A 16,921-nucleotide genomic window follows, 5' to 3' on the forward strand; every position below is an offset into this window, starting at 1 on the left:
AAGGACGGGATAAACTTTTCGTCAGGGTTACCGTTGGGTTTGGAAAGAAGGTTTGCAAATGGTAAAGCCGGGTTCGCAAGCAAAATACGAGACGAAAATATGAGCGAATCCGGCCTTATAACAGGCGAAGACGGCAGGAGCCGCTGCCATTGGCATGCGAATCTGCCTGACTATCTGCGCTATCACGATGAGGAATGGGGCAGACCGGTGACCGATGATATCAGGCTGTTCGAAAAGATCTGCCTCGAAGGTTTCCAGTCCGGCCTTTCCTGGCTGACGATCCTGCGCAAGCGCGAGAATTTCCGCGCCGCCTTCGCCGGTTTCGATTTCGAAAAAGTGGCGCGCTTCGGCGACGAGGACATTGCCCGCTGTCTTGCCGATGCCGGCATCATTCGCCATCGCGGCAAGATCGTCTCGACGATCAACAATGCGCGGCGTGCGATCGATCTGAGGAATGAATTCGGCTCTCTGGCTCGTTATTTCTGGAGCTACGAACCACGTCCCGAGGATCGGCCAGATATCGTCGATCGCGAACATCTCGTTGCCAACCCGACGACTGAAACGTCGGTCAGGATATCAAAGGATTTGAAGAAGCGCGGCTGGACCTTTGTCGGGCCGACCACAGTTTACGCCTTCATGCAGGCAATGGGTCTCGTCAACGATCATCTCGAAGGCTGCTTCTGCCGTGCGGAAGTGGAGGCGATGCGCGCAGCATTGGTACGTCCATGAAGTCGTCGATTATTATGCTTGCCGCAGCGCTGCTTCTTTCCGCTTCTGCAGCCCTGGCGCAAACGCCGCAGCTCGATCCCGGCGAAAAGCTTGAAAAGCTGCAGTTTCCAGCCGTGACCATGCAGCTGAAAGGTTGGACCAAGTTCGGCAACAGCCATGTTTATACGCTGCCCGTACGTACCGGCCAGCATGTGAAGATCAGTTTCGAGACGAAGAGCAAATTCGCTTTTCTTGCGATCTTCGATCTGTCTAAACCCGATGATGAGGCCTTCTTCGGCACCGACGAGGACGGCTCAAGCTACGAAACGACGATCAGGGAAAACGCCACCTGGCTGCTGCGGCCTTATTATTCCAAGGTCTCGCCCCGTCGCGGGCTGGGCGCACCCTACAGTATTCTGATTGAGCCACTTGCCGCTGCGCCCCAGCCTTTGCAGCCGGCGCCCGCCCAGCAAGAGCGGCCATCGCTCTTTCCGAAGCGGAAATAGTTCGCTTGAAGCATGTTGCGCAAATGTGTGCAGCGGTTTGCGGTGACGACATGCGAAAACAACGCTTAAAGCGAGGAAAGCGAACCTGAAAGATCGCCACACGCTTTAGTGCAATCCGTCGATCAACCCATGCAGTTCGCCAAGATGATCGATCTTGCGGAAGCGCGGCGCGTCCTTCGGTTCCTCGACCCGCTCCAAGACCCAGGTGAGCTCATGCGGCACGAAGACGCCGTAGCTTCCGGCGGCAATGGCCGGCACGATATCGGACTTCAACGAATTGCCGACCATCATCGCCCGCTCCGGCCCGTCGCCGACCTTGGAGAAGATGCGCCGATAGGTGACGGCCGTCTTGTCCGAAACGATCTCGACTGCGTCGAAGAAGTCCCCGAGCCCGGACTGGGCAAGCTTGCGCTCCTGGTCGAAAAGATCGCCCTTGGTTATCAACACCAGCAGATACTTCCCCGCGAGCGTCTCCAACGTTTCGCGCACATGCGGCAGGGTCTCGACCGGATGGGATAGAAGATCGCGTCCAGTATCGAGAATTTTGGAGATCACGCTCGACGGCACCTTGCCCTCGGTGATCTCGATTGCCGTCTCGATCATCGACAGTGTAAAGCCTTTGATGCCGAAGCCGTAATGGGCAAGGTTGCGTTTCTCCGCTTCGAGAAGCCGCTCGGAAATCTTTGCTCCATCGGCGAAATCGGCAAGAAGGCTGCTAAAATGCTCTTCCGTCAGCCGGTAATAATGTTCGTTCTGCCAGAGCGTATCGTCGGCGTCGAAACCGATCGTGGTCAATGGTCGGGCGGTCATATGCGCACCTCTAAAAATACGGCAAGCAATCTATTCCCGGCCTGTGTCGAGACAAGGGCGTTGCTGCTGGTTTGAACGAGGCCGTGTTCCATTGAAAAGCGCGACCCGGAGACCTACATGAAGGTTGCCTCACCTTGCAGCCAGCCCCGGCTGTGCCTGTCACGCTCAGGCCAATAATCAAAAAATAGAGTTCAGCAGTCCGCAAGCCCCTATTGCGGCAGACACAAGGGAATTTCTCGACATGCGTTACAATCAACTCGGAAATACCGGACTTTTCGTATCTGAAATCTGCCTTGGCACTATGACTTTCGGTGAAGCCAAGGAAGGCACCATCTGGGGTTCCATCGCCGATGTCGATCAGAAGGTCGCCGATGAAATCGTCCAGCGCTCGCTGGATGCCGGCGTCAATTTCATCGACACCGCAGACGTCTATTCCTTTGGCGAATCCGAGCGGTTGCTCGGCCAGGCGCTGAAGAATCTCGGTGTTCCGCGCAAGGATGTCGTCATCGCCACCAAGGTCTATGGCGTCATGGGCGACAAGCCGAATGATCGTGGCGCCTCGCGCGGTCATATCATGGATTCCGTCGAAGCCAGCCTGAAGCGCCTGCAGACGGATCATATCGACCTCTATCAGATCCATGCCACCGATCCGGTTACGCCGATCGACGAGACGCTACGCGCACTCGATGATCTCGTCTCTCGCGGCATGGTGCGTTACGTCGGCGTGTCCAACTGGCAGGCCTGGCGCATCGCCAAGGCGCTCGGCATTTCCGAGCGCAAGGACTATGCCCGTTTTGAGACCGTACAAGCCTATTATTCGATTGCCGGCCGCGACCTCGAACGCGATATCGTGCCTCTGCTGCAGGAAGAAAAGCTCGGTCTCATGGTCTGGTCGCCGCTCGCAGGGGGCCTGCTCTCGGGCAAGTATGGCCCGGGCGCACCGGGCAATGGCGAAGGCCGCCGCGCCAATTTCGACTTCCCGCCCGTCGACAAGGACCGGGCTTGGGCCTGCGTTGCCGTCATGCGCGAGATTGCTGAAAAACGTGGCGTGAGCGTCGCCACCGTGGCGCTGGCTTACATCCTTGCCAAGCCGTTTGTGACAACTGTCATAATCGGCGCCAAGCGTGTCGACCAGCTCAACCAGAACCTTGCCGCCGTCAAACTGAAGCTCGATGCCGACGAGATCAAGCGCCTCGACGAGGTCAGTGCTCTGGCTGCGGAATATCCGGGCTGGATGCTGTCCCGCCAGGCTGCCGGCCGCCGCCCGGCCGATTTCGAACCGAAGGCCTGATTGAGCGAAGGGCCGCCGTCGACGACGGCGGCCCTTGCATTGCGAAAGCTTACTTGGCGTGTGCCTTTAGCCAGGCATTCATCTCAGCTATTTCCGCCTCCTGGGCCTTGATGACGCTTTCAGCAAGTTTGCGGATCTTTGGATCCTTGCCGTATTGCAGCTCGATCTTCGCCATGTCGATCGCGCCCTGGTGATGAGGGATCATGCTGCGGACGAAATCGACGTCGGTATTGCCGCTGAGTTCGATCATCATGTTCTTGTGCATTCTGTCATTGGCCTCGGTGAAAGCCTGGCTGGACGGACCGTTGCCGCCCATGTGCTTGGCCATATCCATGCCCTGCATATCCTCGGCCAAGGCCGGCACAGCAAAGGCGATAGTGGCGGAAAGTGCGATCAATTTCAGAGACATGAGTATTCCTTCCTCTGTCTGACAATAGGTTGGGTAGCAGCCTGCGGCTGCCGCTCTGCGAGAAGGATCGGTCAGATGAAACGGGGAGGCGGCGCCTGGGGCGCGGGTTTGGTGTCTCTCAGCGCACGATCGAGCGCCGGAGATGGATAGGCGAAAACATGTTTGCCGCCGTCGGCAAACAGATCGGCCACCGGCAGAACCATGCAGGCCGCACAGAGCGGCATATGGGCGATACCCGTGGCGCACGGATCTTTCGCAGAATTGGCCTTGGCTGCCACCTCGGCCATGTTCATGCCATCGGCGTGATGATGCGGCGAGCCAGCCTCGGCCTGAACGGCCATGCTCATCGACGCGCAGGTCGGACAGCCTGCCCATGCGGACATGGTGCTGTAAACCAGCCAGCCGAAGAACATCGCGATAAGAGCCAAAGCGCGCATGCGAAAAACATAGGCAGGTACAAACGAAAAGCCAAGCGCCTCACCACGCAGCAATGACCTTATGAACGATCTGATAGTCGCGGCTTTCCTCACCGAGGGGCGCAACCGGCCAGTCCCAGCGAGCCTTGGCCTCGGGTGGCGCCACGCCATGCAGCAGATCGGCTTCCTCGTGCACCTTGCCGGTGCGATCAATGACGGCATAGGAAATGTCGGTTACCAGACAGGTACGGCAGGGGAGGTCAGCCAGCCCTTGAAGATGCGCCGAGATCAGCCTCTCGACGCTATCGGCCGGCATTCCGGATGAGACTTCGGTTTCGAATTGCCGTTTCACGCCACGCCCGATCTGCGAGAGCAAATTGGCGGAAACGACGAAATCGAGATAGGGTACGCCGCGCAGGAAGCCGAACGGTTCTGGGTCACGACCCGCCTTCAGGTCGTCATAGCCAGAGAGATCGCGCTCGATCAGTCGCACGTTCCGATAGCGCTTGCCCTTCAGCCGCAGGCGCACTGACACCAGATGCACGAGGTCGACAAGAACCACCGTGTCGAAGCTCTCAGCCAGATCCTCGATCGGCACATCTTTGAGCAATCCCGAGCCGAGCACCACGGCAGTCCGCCGCTGCGAGAGCCCTGATATCGCGGCGCGAACTGCATCCTTGCAATTCGCTTCATGTGAGGCCCAGTCCTTGCTGCAGCGGCTCGCGCGGGACCAGAGATTGACCGAATAGCGGATATAGCGGCGGTGCTGGCTGCCCGTAAGCGCTGACGTGGCGAGATACTGCAGGGCTTCCGCGATCATTGATATATCCTGATGACAGGTCGTTTCCGCATCGATCCATCGATTCTGGTCGCCATATCAAGACCCTTGCCCTTGCCGCTCCCCGCCCAATCCGCTAGGAAACCGCCACTGTCACATATGTGGAAATCCCCCGAAATGAACGACAAGCAGAAGAAACCGCAAAAGCTCAAGGCCCGCCTTCCGCGCGGGTTCGTCGACCGCTCCGCAGCCGATCTCCGCGCCGTCAACGAAATGACCGCGAAGATCCGCAAGGTCTATGAGCATTATGGTTTCGATCCGGTCGAAACGCCGCTGCTTGAATACACTGATGCCCTCGGCAAGTTCCTGCCCGATAGCGACCGCCCGAACGAGGGCGTCTTTTCGCTGCAGGACGATGACGACCAGTGGATGTCGCTGCGCTACGACCTGACGGCGCCTCTCGCCCGTCACGTCGCCGAGAATTTCAACGAGATCCAGCTTCCCTACCGCACCTACCGCGCCGGCTACGTCTTCCGCAACGAGAAGCCGGGTCCAGGCCGTTTCCGCCAGTTCATGCAGTTCGATGCCGACACAGTCGGCGCACCGGGCGTCCAGGCTGATGCCGAAATGTGCATGATGATGTCGGATACGCTGGAAGCGCTCGGCATCAAGCGCGGCGACTATATGATCCGCGTCAATAACCGCAAGGTTCTGGACGGTGTGCTCGAAGCAATCGGCCTCGGCGGCGACGACAAGGCCGGTCAGCGCCTCAACGTGCTGCGCGCCATCGACAAGCTCGACAAGTTCGGCCCTGAAGGCGTCGCCCTGCTGCTCGGCCCCGGCCGCAAGGATGAATCCGGCGACTTCACCAAGGGTGCCGGCCTTGACCAGAGCCAGATCGAGAAGGTGCTGTTCTTCGTCGGCATCAAAGACTATGCCGAAAGCGCAGCCCGGCTCGCCGAGTTGGTCGCCGGCACCGAGAAGGGCGTCGAAGGCGTCGAGGAGCTGAATTTCATCGGCGCGCTGGTTACCAGCGCCGGCTACCAGTCCGACCGCATCAAGATCGATCCCTCTGTCGTCCGCGGCCTCGAATATTATACTGGCCCGGTCTACGAGGCCGAGTTGCTCTTCGACGTCACCAACGAAAAGGGCGAGAAGGTCGTCTTCGGCTCCGTCGGCGGCGGCGGCCGGTATGACGGTCTCGTTTCCCGCTTCATGGGCCAGCCCGTCCCGGCAACCGGCTTCTCCATCGGCGTCTCGCGACTGATGACGGCGCTGAAGAATCTCGGCAAGCTTGGCCAGCAGGACATTATCGAGCCTGTTCTCGTCACCGTCATGGATGGCGATGTCGGGGCCATGGGCCGCTACCAGCGTTTCACGCAGGAGCTTCGCGCAGCCGGCATCCGCGCGGAAATGTTCCAGGGCAACTGGAAGAAGTTCGGCAACCAGCTGAAATATGCCGACCGCCGCGGCTGCCCGATCGCCATCATCCAGGGTGGCGACGAGCGCGCTCAGGGCGTTGTCCAGATCAAGGATCTGATCGAGGGTAAGCGCCTCTCCGGCGAGATCGAGGACAACACGACTTGGCGCGAGGCGCGTGTGGCGCAGGAAACCGTTGCGGAAACCGATCTCGTCGCCAAAGTGAAGGAAATCCTCGCCGCCCAGGCGGAGGACCGGAAGAGGGCTGCGAATGCGCAGTAGACCCCTCCCCCACCCCGCCCCACAAGGGGGAGGGGCTCACCGCGGCACTGGCCTGCCAAAGGCGACGTTTGCCTCCGCTTCAACGAATCTGATGTCGTGGGGCGAGCGCTCCAAGTTAGCCCCTCCCACCTGTGGGGAGGGGTTGGGGAGGGGACTTTACCCAGGAGCACAACGATGCCCCTGATCAACCTCCCTGATTTCTCCGGCGAGCTTCTGGACGAATTCTCCGCTCGCAAGGCGGAGCGCATCGACACGCCGGTCATCCAGCCGGCCGAACCGTTTCTCGATATCGCCGGAGAAGATCTTCGCCGGCGCATCTTCATGACGGAAAGCGAGACCGGCGCCAGCCTCTGCCTGCGCCCGGAATTCACCATTCCCGTCTGTTTGCGTCATATCGAGAGCGCCACGGGCACGCCAAAGCGTTATTCCTACCTCGGCGAAGTCTTCCGCCAGCGCCGCGATGGTAGCAATGAATTCTATCAGGCCGGCATCGAAGACCTCGGCGATATCAATCTCGCCAGCGCCGACGCTCGCGCGATCGGCGATGCCGTCGGTATACTTTCCCGCCTGCTGCCCGGCCGGCAGCTCTCCGTCACCATCGGCGATCAGTCCGTGTTCGAAGCCGTCGTGCAAGCGCTCGGCCTGCCGCTCGGCTGGCAGAAGCGGTTGATCCACGCCTTTGGCAACATGATCCAGCTGGAGAGCCTGCTGGCGAGGCTCGTCAGCCCGCAATTCGTGACCGGCCTCGACGACAAGGTCGCTGGCCTCGTTGGCCAGGACGACGAGAAGGCGCTGATCGCCTTTATCGACGAGACGATGCAGGCGACCGGCTATTCCACCAATGCCAGCCGCTCGCCGCAGGAGATCGCCCGGCGGCTGAAGGAAAAGCTCGTTCTCGCCGAGACCCGGCTGGATGACGCGGCCTTCCAGGTTCTGGAGCAGTTCCTGTCTCTGAACGTGCCGCTCGTCAACGCGTCCGCCGCCCTCTCGCATTTCGCTGATGCAGCCGGGCTGAAGCTTGGCAATGCACTGGCGCGTTTCGATGGCCGTGTTGCAGCGCTCTTCAATGCCGGCGTCGATCTCTCGCTTATCGAATACCGTGCCGCTTTCGGCCGGCCGCTCGATTATTATACCGGCCTCGTCTTCGAGGTGATGGTCGAGGGCTCCTCGGCGGTACTGGCCGGTGGCGGCCGTTTCGACAGACTGATGACTTTCCTCGGCGCCAAGGACCGTATTCCCGCCGTCGGCTTCTCTCTCTGGCTCGACCGTATCGAAACCGAAAGGGCAGCCGCATGACGATCACCATTGCGCTTCCCTCCAAGGGCCGCATGAAGGACGACTGCTCTGATATCTTCGAGCGCGCCGGCCTGAAAATCCATGCCGTCGGCAATGAGCGCTCCTATCGCGGCCGCGTCGAAGGCTGGGACGATGTGGAGATCGCCTTCCTCTCGGCCTCGGAAATTTCACGCGAGCTCGGCAACGGCTCGATCGATTTCGGTGTCACCGGCGAAGACCTCGTGCGCGAAGGCCTTGCGGAAGCTGACAAGCGGGTCGAATTCTGCGCCCGGCTCGGCTTCGGCCACGCCGATGTCGTCGTCGCCGTGCCTGAAATCTGGCTGGACGTTGATACGATGGCCGATCTCGTTGACGTCGCTGCCGATTTTCGTGCCCGTCATGGCCGTCGGCTGGCGATCGCCACGAAATACTGGCGTCTGACGCAGCAGTTTTTCTCCAGTCAGCACGGCATTCAACTGTATCGTATCGTCGAAAGCCTCGGCGCTACGGAAGGAGCGCCCGCTTCAGGTTCGGCCGATATCATCGTCGATATTACCTCGACAGGCTCCACCCTGCGCGCCAACCACCTTAAGGTGCTCTCCGATGGCGTCATTCTGCATTCGGAAGCCTGCCTGGTGCGCGCCCGCAAGGACGCCCATGCCGATATGCCCGCCGTAGCGGCGATTATCGAGGCTGTCCGCTCGGTTCTCTGAATGGAATTACTGAACATGCAAAACCCGCCGTCAGAAGACGGCGGGTTTTGCATGTTTGGGAGGAGATGGAATTAGCGGGCAGCGACGGCCTGCAATCCGCGGCGGCGTGCGTCGATCGAATAGGCACCGGCACCGACTGTGGCGAGCAGGATGTACGCGCCGGCCAGCGTGATGTTCTTCATGACCATGATCTGGTTGAGGATATTCACGAGTTCCGCACCGCTTGCGTAGGGCAGGTGGAAGACAACGGCCGTGAAGACACAGAAACCGGCAAGCAGCCAGCCAACGATGCGCACCTGGAAGCCCGTGAGAACTGCAAGGCCGGTCAGCAGTTCGAAGAGGCCTGCGACATAGGCCAACAGGGTAGCGGCCGGCAGGCCGGCACCGGCGATCATGCCTGCAGTACCGGCAGCATCGGTTATCTTGCCGAAGCCGGCAAGGATGAACATGAAGGACAGGAGGATGCGGGCAAGAAGGATGAGGACGTTGTTCGTATTCGACATGGACGTTGCTCCGTTGAACGACTTTGGAGGTCTTGATGCCCCTGCACCATGTTGGACCTCGAATGCCTCCTATTTCGCCTTTTTCTGCGATCAGGGAAAGATAAACGCCAGCGGACAGTTTGTTCACTAATATGAAACGATGCGGTGACTTGCCTTGCGGGGTGGGCGTCTTCTATGGTCGCCGCCTCACCCAAGGAGAACTCTGATGGACCTATCGGTATTTCCGATCACCAGCCGCTGGCCGGCGAAAAATCCAGATATAATCCAGCTTTATTCCCTGCAGACACCGAACGGCGTGAAGATATCGGTGGCGCTGGAGGAGCTCGCTCTGCCCTATGAACCCCATTATGTCTCCTTCGCGGCCACCGATCAGAAGACGCCGGAATTCGTCTCGCTGAATCCGAACGGGAGAATCCCGGCAATTATCGATCCCAACGGTCCGGACGGAAAACCGATCGGGCTTTTCGAGTCGGGCGCCATTCTGCTCTATCTTGCGGAAAAGACCGGCAAGCTGATCCCGGCGGATGCCGCCGGCCGCTACGAAACTATCCAGTGGGTCTTCTTCCAGATGGCCGGCATCGGCCCGATGTTCGGCCAGTTCGGCCATTTCCACAAATTTGCCGCAGACAAGGTCGCCAACAATTCCTATCCGGTGGAACGCTATCGTGACGAAGCAAAGCGCCTGCTCGGCGTGCTGGAAAGCCGCCTGCAGGGCCGCCAGTGGATCATGGGCGATCAATATACCATCGCCGATATCACCACCTTCCCGTGGATTCGCGGCGCCGACATCTTTTATGGCGGTCGCGAGATCCTAGACTACGCGAAATTCCCTGCCGTCATGGATTGGTTGCAGCGCTGCATCGCCCGTCCGGCAAGCGAGAAAGGCCTCAATATTCCGGTGAAGCCGGTCTGAACACGTTTCAGGCCCGGAATTGCGCCAGAACAAAAGGGGTGAAGCAGAAAAGGCCGGTCGCAGGACCGGCCTTTTCTCATGCTCGTGCAGGCAAGTTACTGGCGGCTGGCGATCTGGCCGGCGCCTTCCAGCTTGAAGCGCGGGAAGATGAAAACGCCGACCATGCTGCCGCTGTACTTTTCTTCCAGACCGTTGGATTCCCCCATGCAGAAAAGCGGCTGGCGGAGGCCGTTCGGCATGACGATGGTCGTTGAAAAACAGAAGGATGAAGAAAGCGTCGCCGCCTGTTCGAAGAGCTGCAGAATATGGTTGCGGTCTTTGGCGTCATAGCAGCGCACCAGGCTCAAAAGGCCGCATTCCTGCGCCGAGAGGCCGTGCAGCATCGCGCTCCACTCTCCGAGCCTGATGACTCCGGTCGAGAAATCTCCGATCCAGCTTTCGGAGACGGAAAACTGCGCCAACATGTCGTGATTGTGATTGTTGTAGTCCAGCGAGCCGGGCATCAAGGGTGCGGCAGCATTGGCTTTGGCGATCTTAAACAAGGCGTTCCCCAGTTCGGGTGCGGCTCCCCTGCCACACTCGGCAAACACAAAGAAACAGGATCATGTAGCGCCAGGCATCATGCCTGTGCTGCGTCTCGAAGGAACAGCTGCTCGGCCGCGCCTTTGATGGTCGCCGCTCGAATACCTCCCGCAATGTTTACTTTCGTATCTTGGCGGAGACCTTCGAAAGCCCGAATGTTCATGCACAGTGTCTTTAGGCGTCCGGTGCGAACGTCAATTGCAGCGCGGATTTATAGGAGCTTTTGCGCAAACGGCAACGGCTTTTTCCGGGGCGTTAGGTCGACGTTATGATCGGGATTTGGGAGGAAATTGCGCGTTTTTCACTAATTCCTGTCGTAAAAAGTATCATTTTTGCGTTGTGGAAACGGTTCCACCCACACCGTAGCATGCAATCTCGTAAGTTAGAGGGCCCGGATGGAGAATCTCCCGCGGCTGGAAAATATTGTAGTGCGCAAGCTTCGCGAAAGCTTCGAACCAAAACGTCGCCGCCAGCGGCTGGTTGAAACGCTCAGGCGACGAGGTATTTTCGAATCGCCGCATAAGAGAAAAGGGCGGCCCGAAGACCGCCCTCCACGAACTGAACCGGATAGCTCAGATGTATGACCAGAAGGGTCTCACATCATGTCCATACCGCCAGTTCAGCGCGCTTGACGCGCTGAACCACTTTTAGAGGATGGGCGGTTTTATGGACGATGCTGTAAGAGCCCCTCGGCTTCTTACATCATGTCCATACCGCCCATGCCGCCCATGCCGCCCGGCATTGCCGGAGCGTCCTTCTTCGGCAGCTCAGCGATCATGGCTTCCGTGGTGATCAGCAGCGAAGCAACCGAGGCTGCGTTCTGCAGAGCCGTGCGGACAACCTTGACCGGGTCGACGATGCCGAGCTGGATCAGGTCGCCATATTCGCCGGTCTGGGCGTTGTAACCGTAGTTGTCTTCGTTCTTGTCGAGGATCTTGCCGACAACGATCGAAGCTTCGTCACCAGCGTTTTCAGCGATCTGGCGAACCAGAGCCTGGAGAGCGCGGCGAACGATGTTGATGCCGGCTTCCTGGTCGTCGTTTTCGCCCTTGGCCTTGATCTTCGTGGAAGAACGCAGCAGAGCGACGCCGCCGCCCGGTACGATGCCTTCCTGAACAGCAGCGCGCGTCGCGTTGAGCGCGTCGTCGATGCGGTCCTTCTTTTCCTTCACTTCGACTTCCGTCGAGCCGCCGACGCGGATAACGGCAACGCCGCCGGCGAGCTTCGCAAGACGTTCCTGCAGCTTTTCGCGGTCGTAGTCGGAAGTGGTTTCTTCGATCTGGGCCTTAATCTGGGCAACACGGCCTTCGATGTCGGACTTGGCGCCGGCACCGTCAACGATCGTGGTGTTTTCCTTGGAGATCGAGACCTTCTTGGTGCGGCCGAGCATGTCGAGGGTGACAGACTCGAGCTTGATGCCGAGGTCTTCGGAGATGACAGTGCCGCCCGTGAGGATGGCGATGTCTTCCAGCATGGCCTTGCGACGGTCGCCAAAGCCCGGAGCCTTGACAGCAGCGATCTTCAGGCCGCCGCGCAGCTTGTTGACGACGAGGGTCGCAAGGGCTTCGCCTTCGACGTCTTCAGCGATGATGAGGAGCGGCTTGCCGGTCTGAACGACAGCTTCGAGAACCGGGAGCATGGACTGCAGGTTCGAGAGCTTCTTTTCGTGCAGGAGGATGAAGGCGTCTTCGAGGTCAGCAACCATCTTTTCCGGGTTGGTGACGAAGTAGGGGCTCAGATAGCCGCGGTCGAACTGCATGCCTTCGACGACTTCGAGTTCGGTTTCAGCGGTCTTGGCTTCTTCGACGGTGATAACGCCTTCGTTGCCGACCTTCTGCATTGCTTCAGCAATGTCGAGACCGACCTGCTTTTCGCCGTTTGCGGAGATCGTGCCGACCTGGGCAACTTCTTCCGACGTGTTGATCTTCTTGGCCTTGGCCTGGAGATCCTTGACGACTTCAGCAACAGCGAGGTCGATACCGCGCTTCAGGTCCATCGGGTTCATGCCGGCAGCAACTGCCTTTGCGCCTTCGCGAACGATGGCCTGTGCGAGAACCGTTGCAGTCGTGGTGCCGTCGCCGGCAACATCGTTGGTCTTCGAAGCAACTTCGCGGACCATCTGGGCGCCCATGTTTTCGAACTTGTCTTCGAGTTCGATTTCCTTGGCGACAGAAACACCGTCCTTGGTGATGCGCGGAGCACCGAAGGACTTGTCGATAACGACGTTACGGCCCTTCGGACCGAGGGTGACCTTCACTGCGTCAGCGAGGATATCGACGCCGCGCAGCATCTTTTCGCGCGCGCCACGGCCGAATTTTACTTCTTTAGCTGCCATTTTGAGAACTCCTGAAAAGGGGTGTCAACGTATCAGGTGAAAGACATCAGGCTGATTAGCCGATAATGCCCATGATGTCGGCTTCCTTCATGATGAGAAGGTCTTCGCCGTTGATCTTGACTTCCGTGCCCGACCACTTGCCGAACAGAACGCGGTCGCCGGCCTTGACGTCGAGCGGAACGACCTTGCCGGACTCGTCACGGGCGCCGGAGCCGACAGCGACGATTTCGCCTTCCTGCGGCTTTTCCTTAGCGGTATCCGGGATGATGATGCCGCCCTTGGTCTTCTCTTCGGATTCAACGCGGCGAACGACGACGCGATCGTGAAGCGGACGGAAATTGGTGCTTGCCATTGTCTAATCCCTCGATCAAATGACATTCGCGGACCGGGTGGCCCACAAGGATGATGTTAGCACTCAACTGCTGTGAGTGCTAGCGCCGTGCATTTAGGGATGGCTCCGAAAGGAGTCAAGAAGAGCCTTCACGGATTTTTGCGCCGGAATTGTGGAGGCGGGCGGGATTCGTCAATATGGTTATCGAGCCCGGGCCACGTCCGGCTTTAATCCCGCCATCTTTATCCTCCTCCCTCACACTCTTCAAACGCAGAAAATGCCTTGCCATCGAAGCCCGCCTTTGCAATGTCACCGGGGACCGAAAGCGAAGCAGGAAAGCGGAATGGCAAAGCGGATTGCGAACTTCTCTGAGATTACCGATCGATATGACGCGGTGCTCTGCGATGTCTGGGGTGTCGTCCATAACGGCGTCGATCCGTTTCCCAAAGCTGGCGAGGCGCTGCAGGCCGCTCGCGCCGCGGGTCTGACTGTCGTTCTCATCACCAATTCACCACGCGTCTCCTGGCAGGTCGTCGAGCAGTTGCGCCAGATCGGCGTGCCCGACGGGGCCTATGACCGCATCGTCACCTCAGGCGATGTCACGCGGGCACTGATTGCCGAAGGTCCGCGCAAGGTTTTCCTGCTCGGCCCCGAGCGTGACAACCCAATTCTCGAAGGCCTGGATATCGAGCGTGCTTCAGCCGGCGAGGCCACCTCCGTTGTCTGCACCGGCTTTTTCGATGACGAGACGCAGAAGCCCGAGGATTACACAGATATGCTGTTGGAGTTCAAATCCCGCAACGTGCCGATGATCTGCGCCAATCCCGATCTCGTCGTCGAGCGCGGCCACCGCATCATTCCCTGCGCCGGCGCCATGGCCGCCTACTACGAGCAGCTTGGCGGTTCCACCCGTATTGCCGGGAAGCCGCACCGGCCGATCTATGAAGCAACGCTTGCCGCAGCCCGTGAAGTGCGGGGCAATTTCCCGATCGAACGCGTTCTGGCGATCGGCGACGGCATGCCGACAGATGTTCGCGGCGCCTTGAATTATGGCCTCGACCTGCTCTACATCAGCGGTGGTATCCATGCGAAGGAATATACGTTGAACGGCGAGACCGACGAGGCGATCCTGCACGCCTATCTCGAACGGGAAAAAGCCGCACCCGAGTGGTGGATGCCGCGCCTCGCATAAGAGAATTCAATCCGATGACCGTTTTCCACCGCAACGAAACCCGCGACCCCCTGCCTGAGCACCTCAAAGGCGGCGTTATCGCCATCGGCAATTTCGATGGCGTCCATCGCGGCCATCAATCGGTGTTGAACAGGGCGCTCGATATCGCGCGGGAGCGCGCTGTTCCAGCTCTGGTGTTGACCTTCGAGCCGCATCCGCGCACCGTCTTCAAGCCGGACGCGCCGGTCTTCCGTCTGACGCCGGCGCCCCTCAAGGCGCGCATCCTGGAAGAACTCGGCTTCAACGCGGTCATCGAATATCCGTTCGACTATGATTTTTCACAGCGTTCGGCAGAGGATTTCATCCATTCCATCCTGAAGGACTGGCTCGGAGCTTCCGAGGTGGTGACCGGCTTCGACTTCCATTTCGGCCGTGGCCGGGAAGGCGGCCCTGCCTTCCTGATGGATGCGGGCAACAGATATGGCTTCGGAGTCACCCTGATCGACGCCTTCCGCGACGAGAACACCGATGTCGTCTCCTCGAGCCATGTCCGGGCACTTTTGAAGGAAGGCGACGTCTCAGCCGTCGCTGCCATGCTCGGCTATCACTATACGGTACAGTCGAAGGTCATTGATGGCGAGAAGCTTGGACGGCAGCTCGGCTTTCCGACAGCCAATATGCAGTTGCCGCCGGAAGCGGAACTCGCCTCCGGCATTTACGCAGTCCGCTTCCGTCTCGAAAACGGCAGGCTCTACGATGCGGTGGCAAGCTACGGCCGCCGCCCGACGGTGACGGAAAACGGTGCGCCGCTGCTTGAAACCTATCTTTTCGATTTCAGCGGTGATCTCTATGGCCAGACCTGTTCAGTCTCCTTCTTCGGCTATCTGCGCCCCGAACTGAAATTCGACGGGCTCGATCCGCTCGTCGCGCAGATCAAGCGCGACGAGGAGGAGGCGAGGGCACTGCTATCAGGTGTGAGACCGCTCGGCGAGCTCGACCGGAAGCTCTGTTTCGACTGAGCAATTCCAGCAAAAGTGCTCGGATGTTTTGCGTCCGGAATTGCGTAAAAACGAAGACCGTTCAGGCCGTGCCGAGCGCCGGCTGCGCCTTCTGCCGCGGTAGCGGCGGGAAAGCGAGCGCAATCGCTGCCGCACCGAGCCCGACCAACGCTGAGCCGATGAAGAGCCACGAATAATTGGCATAGGTATCGTAGATCCAGCCGCCGATCAGCGGGCCGAAGGCCATGCCGATACTGGAGAGCATCGTTGCCGCCCCGAACACCGTGCCGATGATGCGCGGGCCGAAATATTCACGCGCCAGCACGGCATAGAGCGGCATCACCCCGCCATAGGCGCTGCCGAAGATGACGGCGAGCGCATAGAACTCCCCAAGCTTGCTGACGGCGAGATAGGTGGCAAGGGCGGCCGCCTGCACCAGCAGGCCCGCGATGATGACCGGCTTCACGCCGATCCGGTCCGCCAGCGTGCCATAGAGCAGACGCCCGCCGAGACCGGCAAGACCCTCGACACTGTAGATACTGACGGCAGCCATCGGGGCGACGCCGCAGAGCGTTGCGTAGCTCACCATATGGAAGATCGGGCCGGAATGGGCGGCACAGCAGGCGAAGAAGGTCAGTCCGAGCACGATGAACTGCGGCGAGCGGAAAACCTTCCACAGATTGGGGGCACTGCCATCGGCCGACACGATGGCCTCATGGGCATCCTGCGGCGGCGACGGCGGCCGGCGCACGAGAAGTGCTGCCGGGATCATCAGGATCAGCGCGCCGATGCCGATGATCATCATCGCTGGGCGCCATTCATAGGCGGTGATCAGCCAACGCGCGAAGGGCGAGATCGTCATCGGCGCAACACCCATGCCTGCCGAGACCAGTGAGACGGCCAGACCGCGGTTCTCGTCGAACCATGCGGTTGTCGCGGCAATCATCGGCGCGAAGAAGGCGCTGGCCGAAAATCCGACGAGCACGCCATAGGTGAGCTGGAATTGCAGAAGCGTTTGCGCGCGGCTGGCGAGAACCAGGGCCAGCCCGAGGATGACGGCACCGATCAGCACCACCGGGCGCGGTCCGAACCGATCGCTGGCAGCACCCCAGAAAAAGCCGCCTATGCCCATGACGATGAAATTCAGCGTCATGGCACTGGCAATGCCTGCATGCGACCAGCCTGTCGCGTCGGCGATCGGTTGCTGGAAAATGGCGAGAGAAAACATGGCGCCGAGAGCAACGCACGTCATCAGTGCGCCGGCAGCGACAATAACCCAACGATAGGAACTGCTCATATCGACATCACTCCTTGCGGGCGGGTTTGACCGGGATGATGAATTTCTTGTGCCCACGAGTCAAAGACGTTTGGCCAACGAGGAATTCGACAGCGGTTTTGGATTTTTTGCATCGGTAGCAACAAGGTCGCAGCCACGGCGTGTCGCCACTGCTTGTCGGTCGTTTTTGGTGCGTCAGGCGCTC

General features: G+C 59.6%; 18 protein-coding genes. 9 read left to right on the top strand and 9 right to left on the bottom strand.

The window, feature by feature from the left end; genetic code table 11:
* Positions 1 to 99 precede the first annotated feature (99 nt).
* Both FHX15_RS07755 and FHX15_RS07760 read left to right on the top strand, forming a co-directional pair.
* Positions 100 to 729, top strand: a complete 630-nt coding sequence (locus FHX15_RS07755) for a DNA-3-methyladenine glycosylase I (protein ID WP_184395177.1) — start codon at positions 100 to 102, stop codon at positions 727 to 729.
* Positions 726 to 1,214: a hypothetical protein gene (locus FHX15_RS07760; protein ID WP_184395178.1), complete on the top strand. Its 489-nt coding sequence runs from the start codon at positions 726 to 728 to the stop codon at positions 1,212 to 1,214. Before FHX15_RS07755 ends, FHX15_RS07760 begins: the two co-directional genes overlap by 4 nt.
* 105 nt (positions 1,215 to 1,319) lie before the next feature.
* Here the strand turns inward: FHX15_RS07760 and FHX15_RS07765 are convergent, their stop codons facing one another.
* Positions 1,320 to 2,024, bottom strand: coding sequence for an HAD family hydrolase (locus tag FHX15_RS07765; RefSeq protein ID WP_184395180.1), 705 nt, complete (start codon positions 2,022 to 2,024; stop codon positions 1,320 to 1,322).
* A 241-nt stretch (positions 2,025 to 2,265) separates the two neighbouring features.
* On the opposite strand from FHX15_RS07765, the gene FHX15_RS07770 reads away from it, so the two are divergent.
* Positions 2,266 to 3,315, top strand: coding sequence for an aldo/keto reductase (locus FHX15_RS07770; RefSeq protein ID WP_184395182.1), 1,050 nt, complete (start codon positions 2,266 to 2,268; stop codon positions 3,313 to 3,315).
* A gap of 49 nt (positions 3,316 to 3,364) precedes the next feature.
* On the opposite strand, the gene FHX15_RS07775 is transcribed toward FHX15_RS07770, so the two are convergent.
* The 3 genes from FHX15_RS07775 to FHX15_RS07785 all read right to left on the bottom strand — a co-directional run bounded on the left by FHX15_RS07775 (position 3,365) and on the right by FHX15_RS07785 (position 4,960).
* Complete coding sequence (locus FHX15_RS07775) at positions 3,365 to 3,724, bottom strand: DUF305 domain-containing protein (protein WP_184395184.1); 360 nt, start codon at positions 3,722 to 3,724, stop codon at positions 3,365 to 3,367.
* A 71-nt stretch (positions 3,725 to 3,795) separates the two neighbouring features.
* On the bottom strand, positions 3,796 to 4,161 hold the full coding sequence (locus FHX15_RS07780; protein ID WP_184395369.1) for a hypothetical protein: 366 nt from the start codon (positions 4,159 to 4,161) through the stop codon (positions 3,796 to 3,798).
* Positions 4,162 to 4,201: 40 nt separating this feature from the next.
* Positions 4,202 to 4,960 carry a hypothetical protein gene (locus tag FHX15_RS07785; RefSeq protein ID WP_184395186.1) on the bottom strand — a complete coding sequence of 253 codons (759 nt, stop codon included), beginning with the start codon at positions 4,958 to 4,960 and terminating at the stop codon, positions 4,202 to 4,204.
* A 135-nt stretch (positions 4,961 to 5,095) separates the two neighbouring features.
* On the opposite strand from FHX15_RS07785, the gene hisS reads away from it, so the two are divergent.
* From hisS to hisG, 3 genes are all read left to right on the top strand, one after another.
* A complete protein-coding gene (hisS, locus tag FHX15_RS07790) occupies positions 5,096 to 6,619 on the top strand; it encodes a histidine--tRNA ligase (protein WP_184395188.1) in 1,524 nt (507 codons plus the stop codon).
* A gap of 174 nt (positions 6,620 to 6,793) precedes the next feature.
* Positions 6,794 to 7,915 carry an ATP phosphoribosyltransferase regulatory subunit gene (locus tag FHX15_RS07795; protein ID WP_184395190.1) on the top strand — a complete coding sequence of 374 codons (1,122 nt, stop codon included), beginning with the start codon at positions 6,794 to 6,796 and terminating at the stop codon, positions 7,913 to 7,915.
* Positions 7,912 to 8,607, top strand: a complete 696-nt coding sequence (hisG, locus tag FHX15_RS07800; RefSeq protein WP_184395192.1) for an ATP phosphoribosyltransferase — start codon at positions 7,912 to 7,914, stop codon at positions 8,605 to 8,607. Before FHX15_RS07795 ends, hisG begins: the two co-directional genes overlap by 4 nt.
* 71 nt (positions 8,608 to 8,678) lie before the next feature.
* Here the strand turns inward: hisG and FHX15_RS07805 are convergent, their stop codons facing one another.
* Complete coding sequence (locus FHX15_RS07805; RefSeq protein WP_184395194.1) at positions 8,679 to 9,110, bottom strand: DoxX family protein; 432 nt, start codon at positions 9,108 to 9,110, stop codon at positions 8,679 to 8,681.
* A gap of 202 nt (positions 9,111 to 9,312) precedes the next feature.
* Here FHX15_RS07805 and FHX15_RS07810 point away from each other — a divergent pair, with 202 nt between their 5' ends.
* Complete coding sequence (locus FHX15_RS07810) at positions 9,313 to 10,023, top strand: glutathione S-transferase family protein (RefSeq protein ID WP_184395371.1); 711 nt, start codon at positions 9,313 to 9,315, stop codon at positions 10,021 to 10,023.
* A 95-nt stretch (positions 10,024 to 10,118) separates the two neighbouring features.
* Here FHX15_RS07810 and FHX15_RS07815 read toward each other — a convergent pair whose 3' ends face one another.
* The 3 genes from FHX15_RS07815 to groES form a co-directional block, all read right to left on the bottom strand.
* Complete coding sequence (locus FHX15_RS07815; RefSeq protein WP_184395196.1) at positions 10,119 to 10,565, bottom strand: hypothetical protein; 447 nt, start codon at positions 10,563 to 10,565, stop codon at positions 10,119 to 10,121.
* A gap of 737 nt (positions 10,566 to 11,302) precedes the next feature.
* Positions 11,303 to 12,940 carry a chaperonin GroEL gene (gene groL, locus FHX15_RS07820; protein ID WP_184395199.1) on the bottom strand — a complete coding sequence of 546 codons (1,638 nt, stop codon included), beginning with the start codon at positions 12,938 to 12,940 and terminating at the stop codon, positions 11,303 to 11,305.
* 55 nt (positions 12,941 to 12,995) lie between these two features.
* Positions 12,996 to 13,292, bottom strand: coding sequence for a co-chaperone GroES (gene groES, locus FHX15_RS07825; protein ID WP_012706990.1), 297 nt, complete (start codon positions 13,290 to 13,292; stop codon positions 12,996 to 12,998).
* Between the two features lie 322 nt (positions 13,293 to 13,614).
* Between groES and FHX15_RS07830 the strand changes: the two genes are divergently transcribed.
* Together FHX15_RS07830 and FHX15_RS07835 are read left to right on the top strand one after the other, a co-directional pair.
* Positions 13,615 to 14,463: a TIGR01459 family HAD-type hydrolase gene (locus FHX15_RS07830; protein ID WP_184395201.1), complete on the top strand. Its 849-nt coding sequence runs from the start codon at positions 13,615 to 13,617 to the stop codon at positions 14,461 to 14,463.
* Positions 14,464 to 14,477: 14 nt separating this feature from the next.
* Positions 14,478 to 15,461, top strand: a complete 984-nt coding sequence (locus FHX15_RS07835; RefSeq protein WP_184395203.1) for a bifunctional riboflavin kinase/FAD synthetase — start codon at positions 14,478 to 14,480, stop codon at positions 15,459 to 15,461.
* Positions 15,462 to 15,522: 61 nt separating this feature from the next.
* On the opposite strand, the gene FHX15_RS07840 is transcribed toward FHX15_RS07835, so the two are convergent.
* Complete coding sequence (locus tag FHX15_RS07840; protein WP_184395205.1) at positions 15,523 to 16,737, bottom strand: MFS transporter; 1,215 nt, start codon at positions 16,735 to 16,737, stop codon at positions 15,523 to 15,525.
* Between the last annotated feature and the right edge of the window lie 184 nt (positions 16,738 to 16,921).

It is taken from the genome of Rhizobium sp. BK650 (assembly GCF_014195325.1).
In the GTDB taxonomy this organism is placed as follows: Bacteria; Pseudomonadota; Alphaproteobacteria; order Rhizobiales; family Rhizobiaceae; genus Rhizobium.

Bases quoted from the DNA above. Each gene is read 5' to 3' on its own strand.
- FHX15_RS07755 (WP_184395177.1), top strand. From the start codon at position 100: ATGAGCGAATCCGGCCTTATAACAGGCGAAGACGGCAGGAGCCGCTGC.
- FHX15_RS07760 (WP_184395178.1), top strand. From the start codon at position 726: ATGAAGTCGTCGATTATTATGCTTGCCGCAGCGCTGCTTCTTTCCGCT.
- FHX15_RS07765 (WP_184395180.1), bottom strand. From the start codon at position 2,024: ATGACCGCCCGACCATTGACCACGATCGGTTTCGACGCCGACGATACG.
- FHX15_RS07770 (WP_184395182.1), top strand. From the start codon at position 2,266: ATGCGTTACAATCAACTCGGAAATACCGGACTTTTCGTATCTGAAATC.
- FHX15_RS07775 (WP_184395184.1), bottom strand. From the start codon at position 3,724: ATGTCTCTGAAATTGATCGCACTTTCCGCCACTATCGCCTTTGCTGTG.
- FHX15_RS07780 (WP_184395369.1), bottom strand. From the start codon at position 4,161: ATGCGCGCTTTGGCTCTTATCGCGATGTTCTTCGGCTGGCTGGTTTAC.
- FHX15_RS07785 (WP_184395186.1), bottom strand. From the start codon at position 4,960: ATGATCGCGGAAGCCCTGCAGTATCTCGCCACGTCAGCGCTTACGGGC.
- hisS (WP_184395188.1), top strand. From the start codon at position 5,096: ATGAACGACAAGCAGAAGAAACCGCAAAAGCTCAAGGCCCGCCTTCCG.
- FHX15_RS07795 (WP_184395190.1), top strand. From the start codon at position 6,794: ATGCCCCTGATCAACCTCCCTGATTTCTCCGGCGAGCTTCTGGACGAA.
- hisG (WP_184395192.1), top strand. From the start codon at position 7,912: ATGACGATCACCATTGCGCTTCCCTCCAAGGGCCGCATGAAGGACGAC.
- FHX15_RS07805 (WP_184395194.1), bottom strand. From the start codon at position 9,110: ATGTCGAATACGAACAACGTCCTCATCCTTCTTGCCCGCATCCTCCTG.
- groL (WP_184395199.1), bottom strand. From the start codon at position 12,940: ATGGCAGCTAAAGAAGTAAAATTCGGCCGTGGCGCGCGCGAAAAGATG.
- groES (WP_012706990.1), bottom strand. From the start codon at position 13,292: ATGGCAAGCACCAATTTCCGTCCGCTTCACGATCGCGTCGTCGTTCGC.
- FHX15_RS07830 (WP_184395201.1), top strand. From the start codon at position 13,615: ATGGCAAAGCGGATTGCGAACTTCTCTGAGATTACCGATCGATATGAC.
- FHX15_RS07835 (WP_184395203.1), top strand. From the start codon at position 14,478: ATGACCGTTTTCCACCGCAACGAAACCCGCGACCCCCTGCCTGAGCAC.
- FHX15_RS07840 (WP_184395205.1), bottom strand. From the start codon at position 16,737: ATGAGCAGTTCCTATCGTTGGGTTATTGTCGCTGCCGGCGCACTGATG.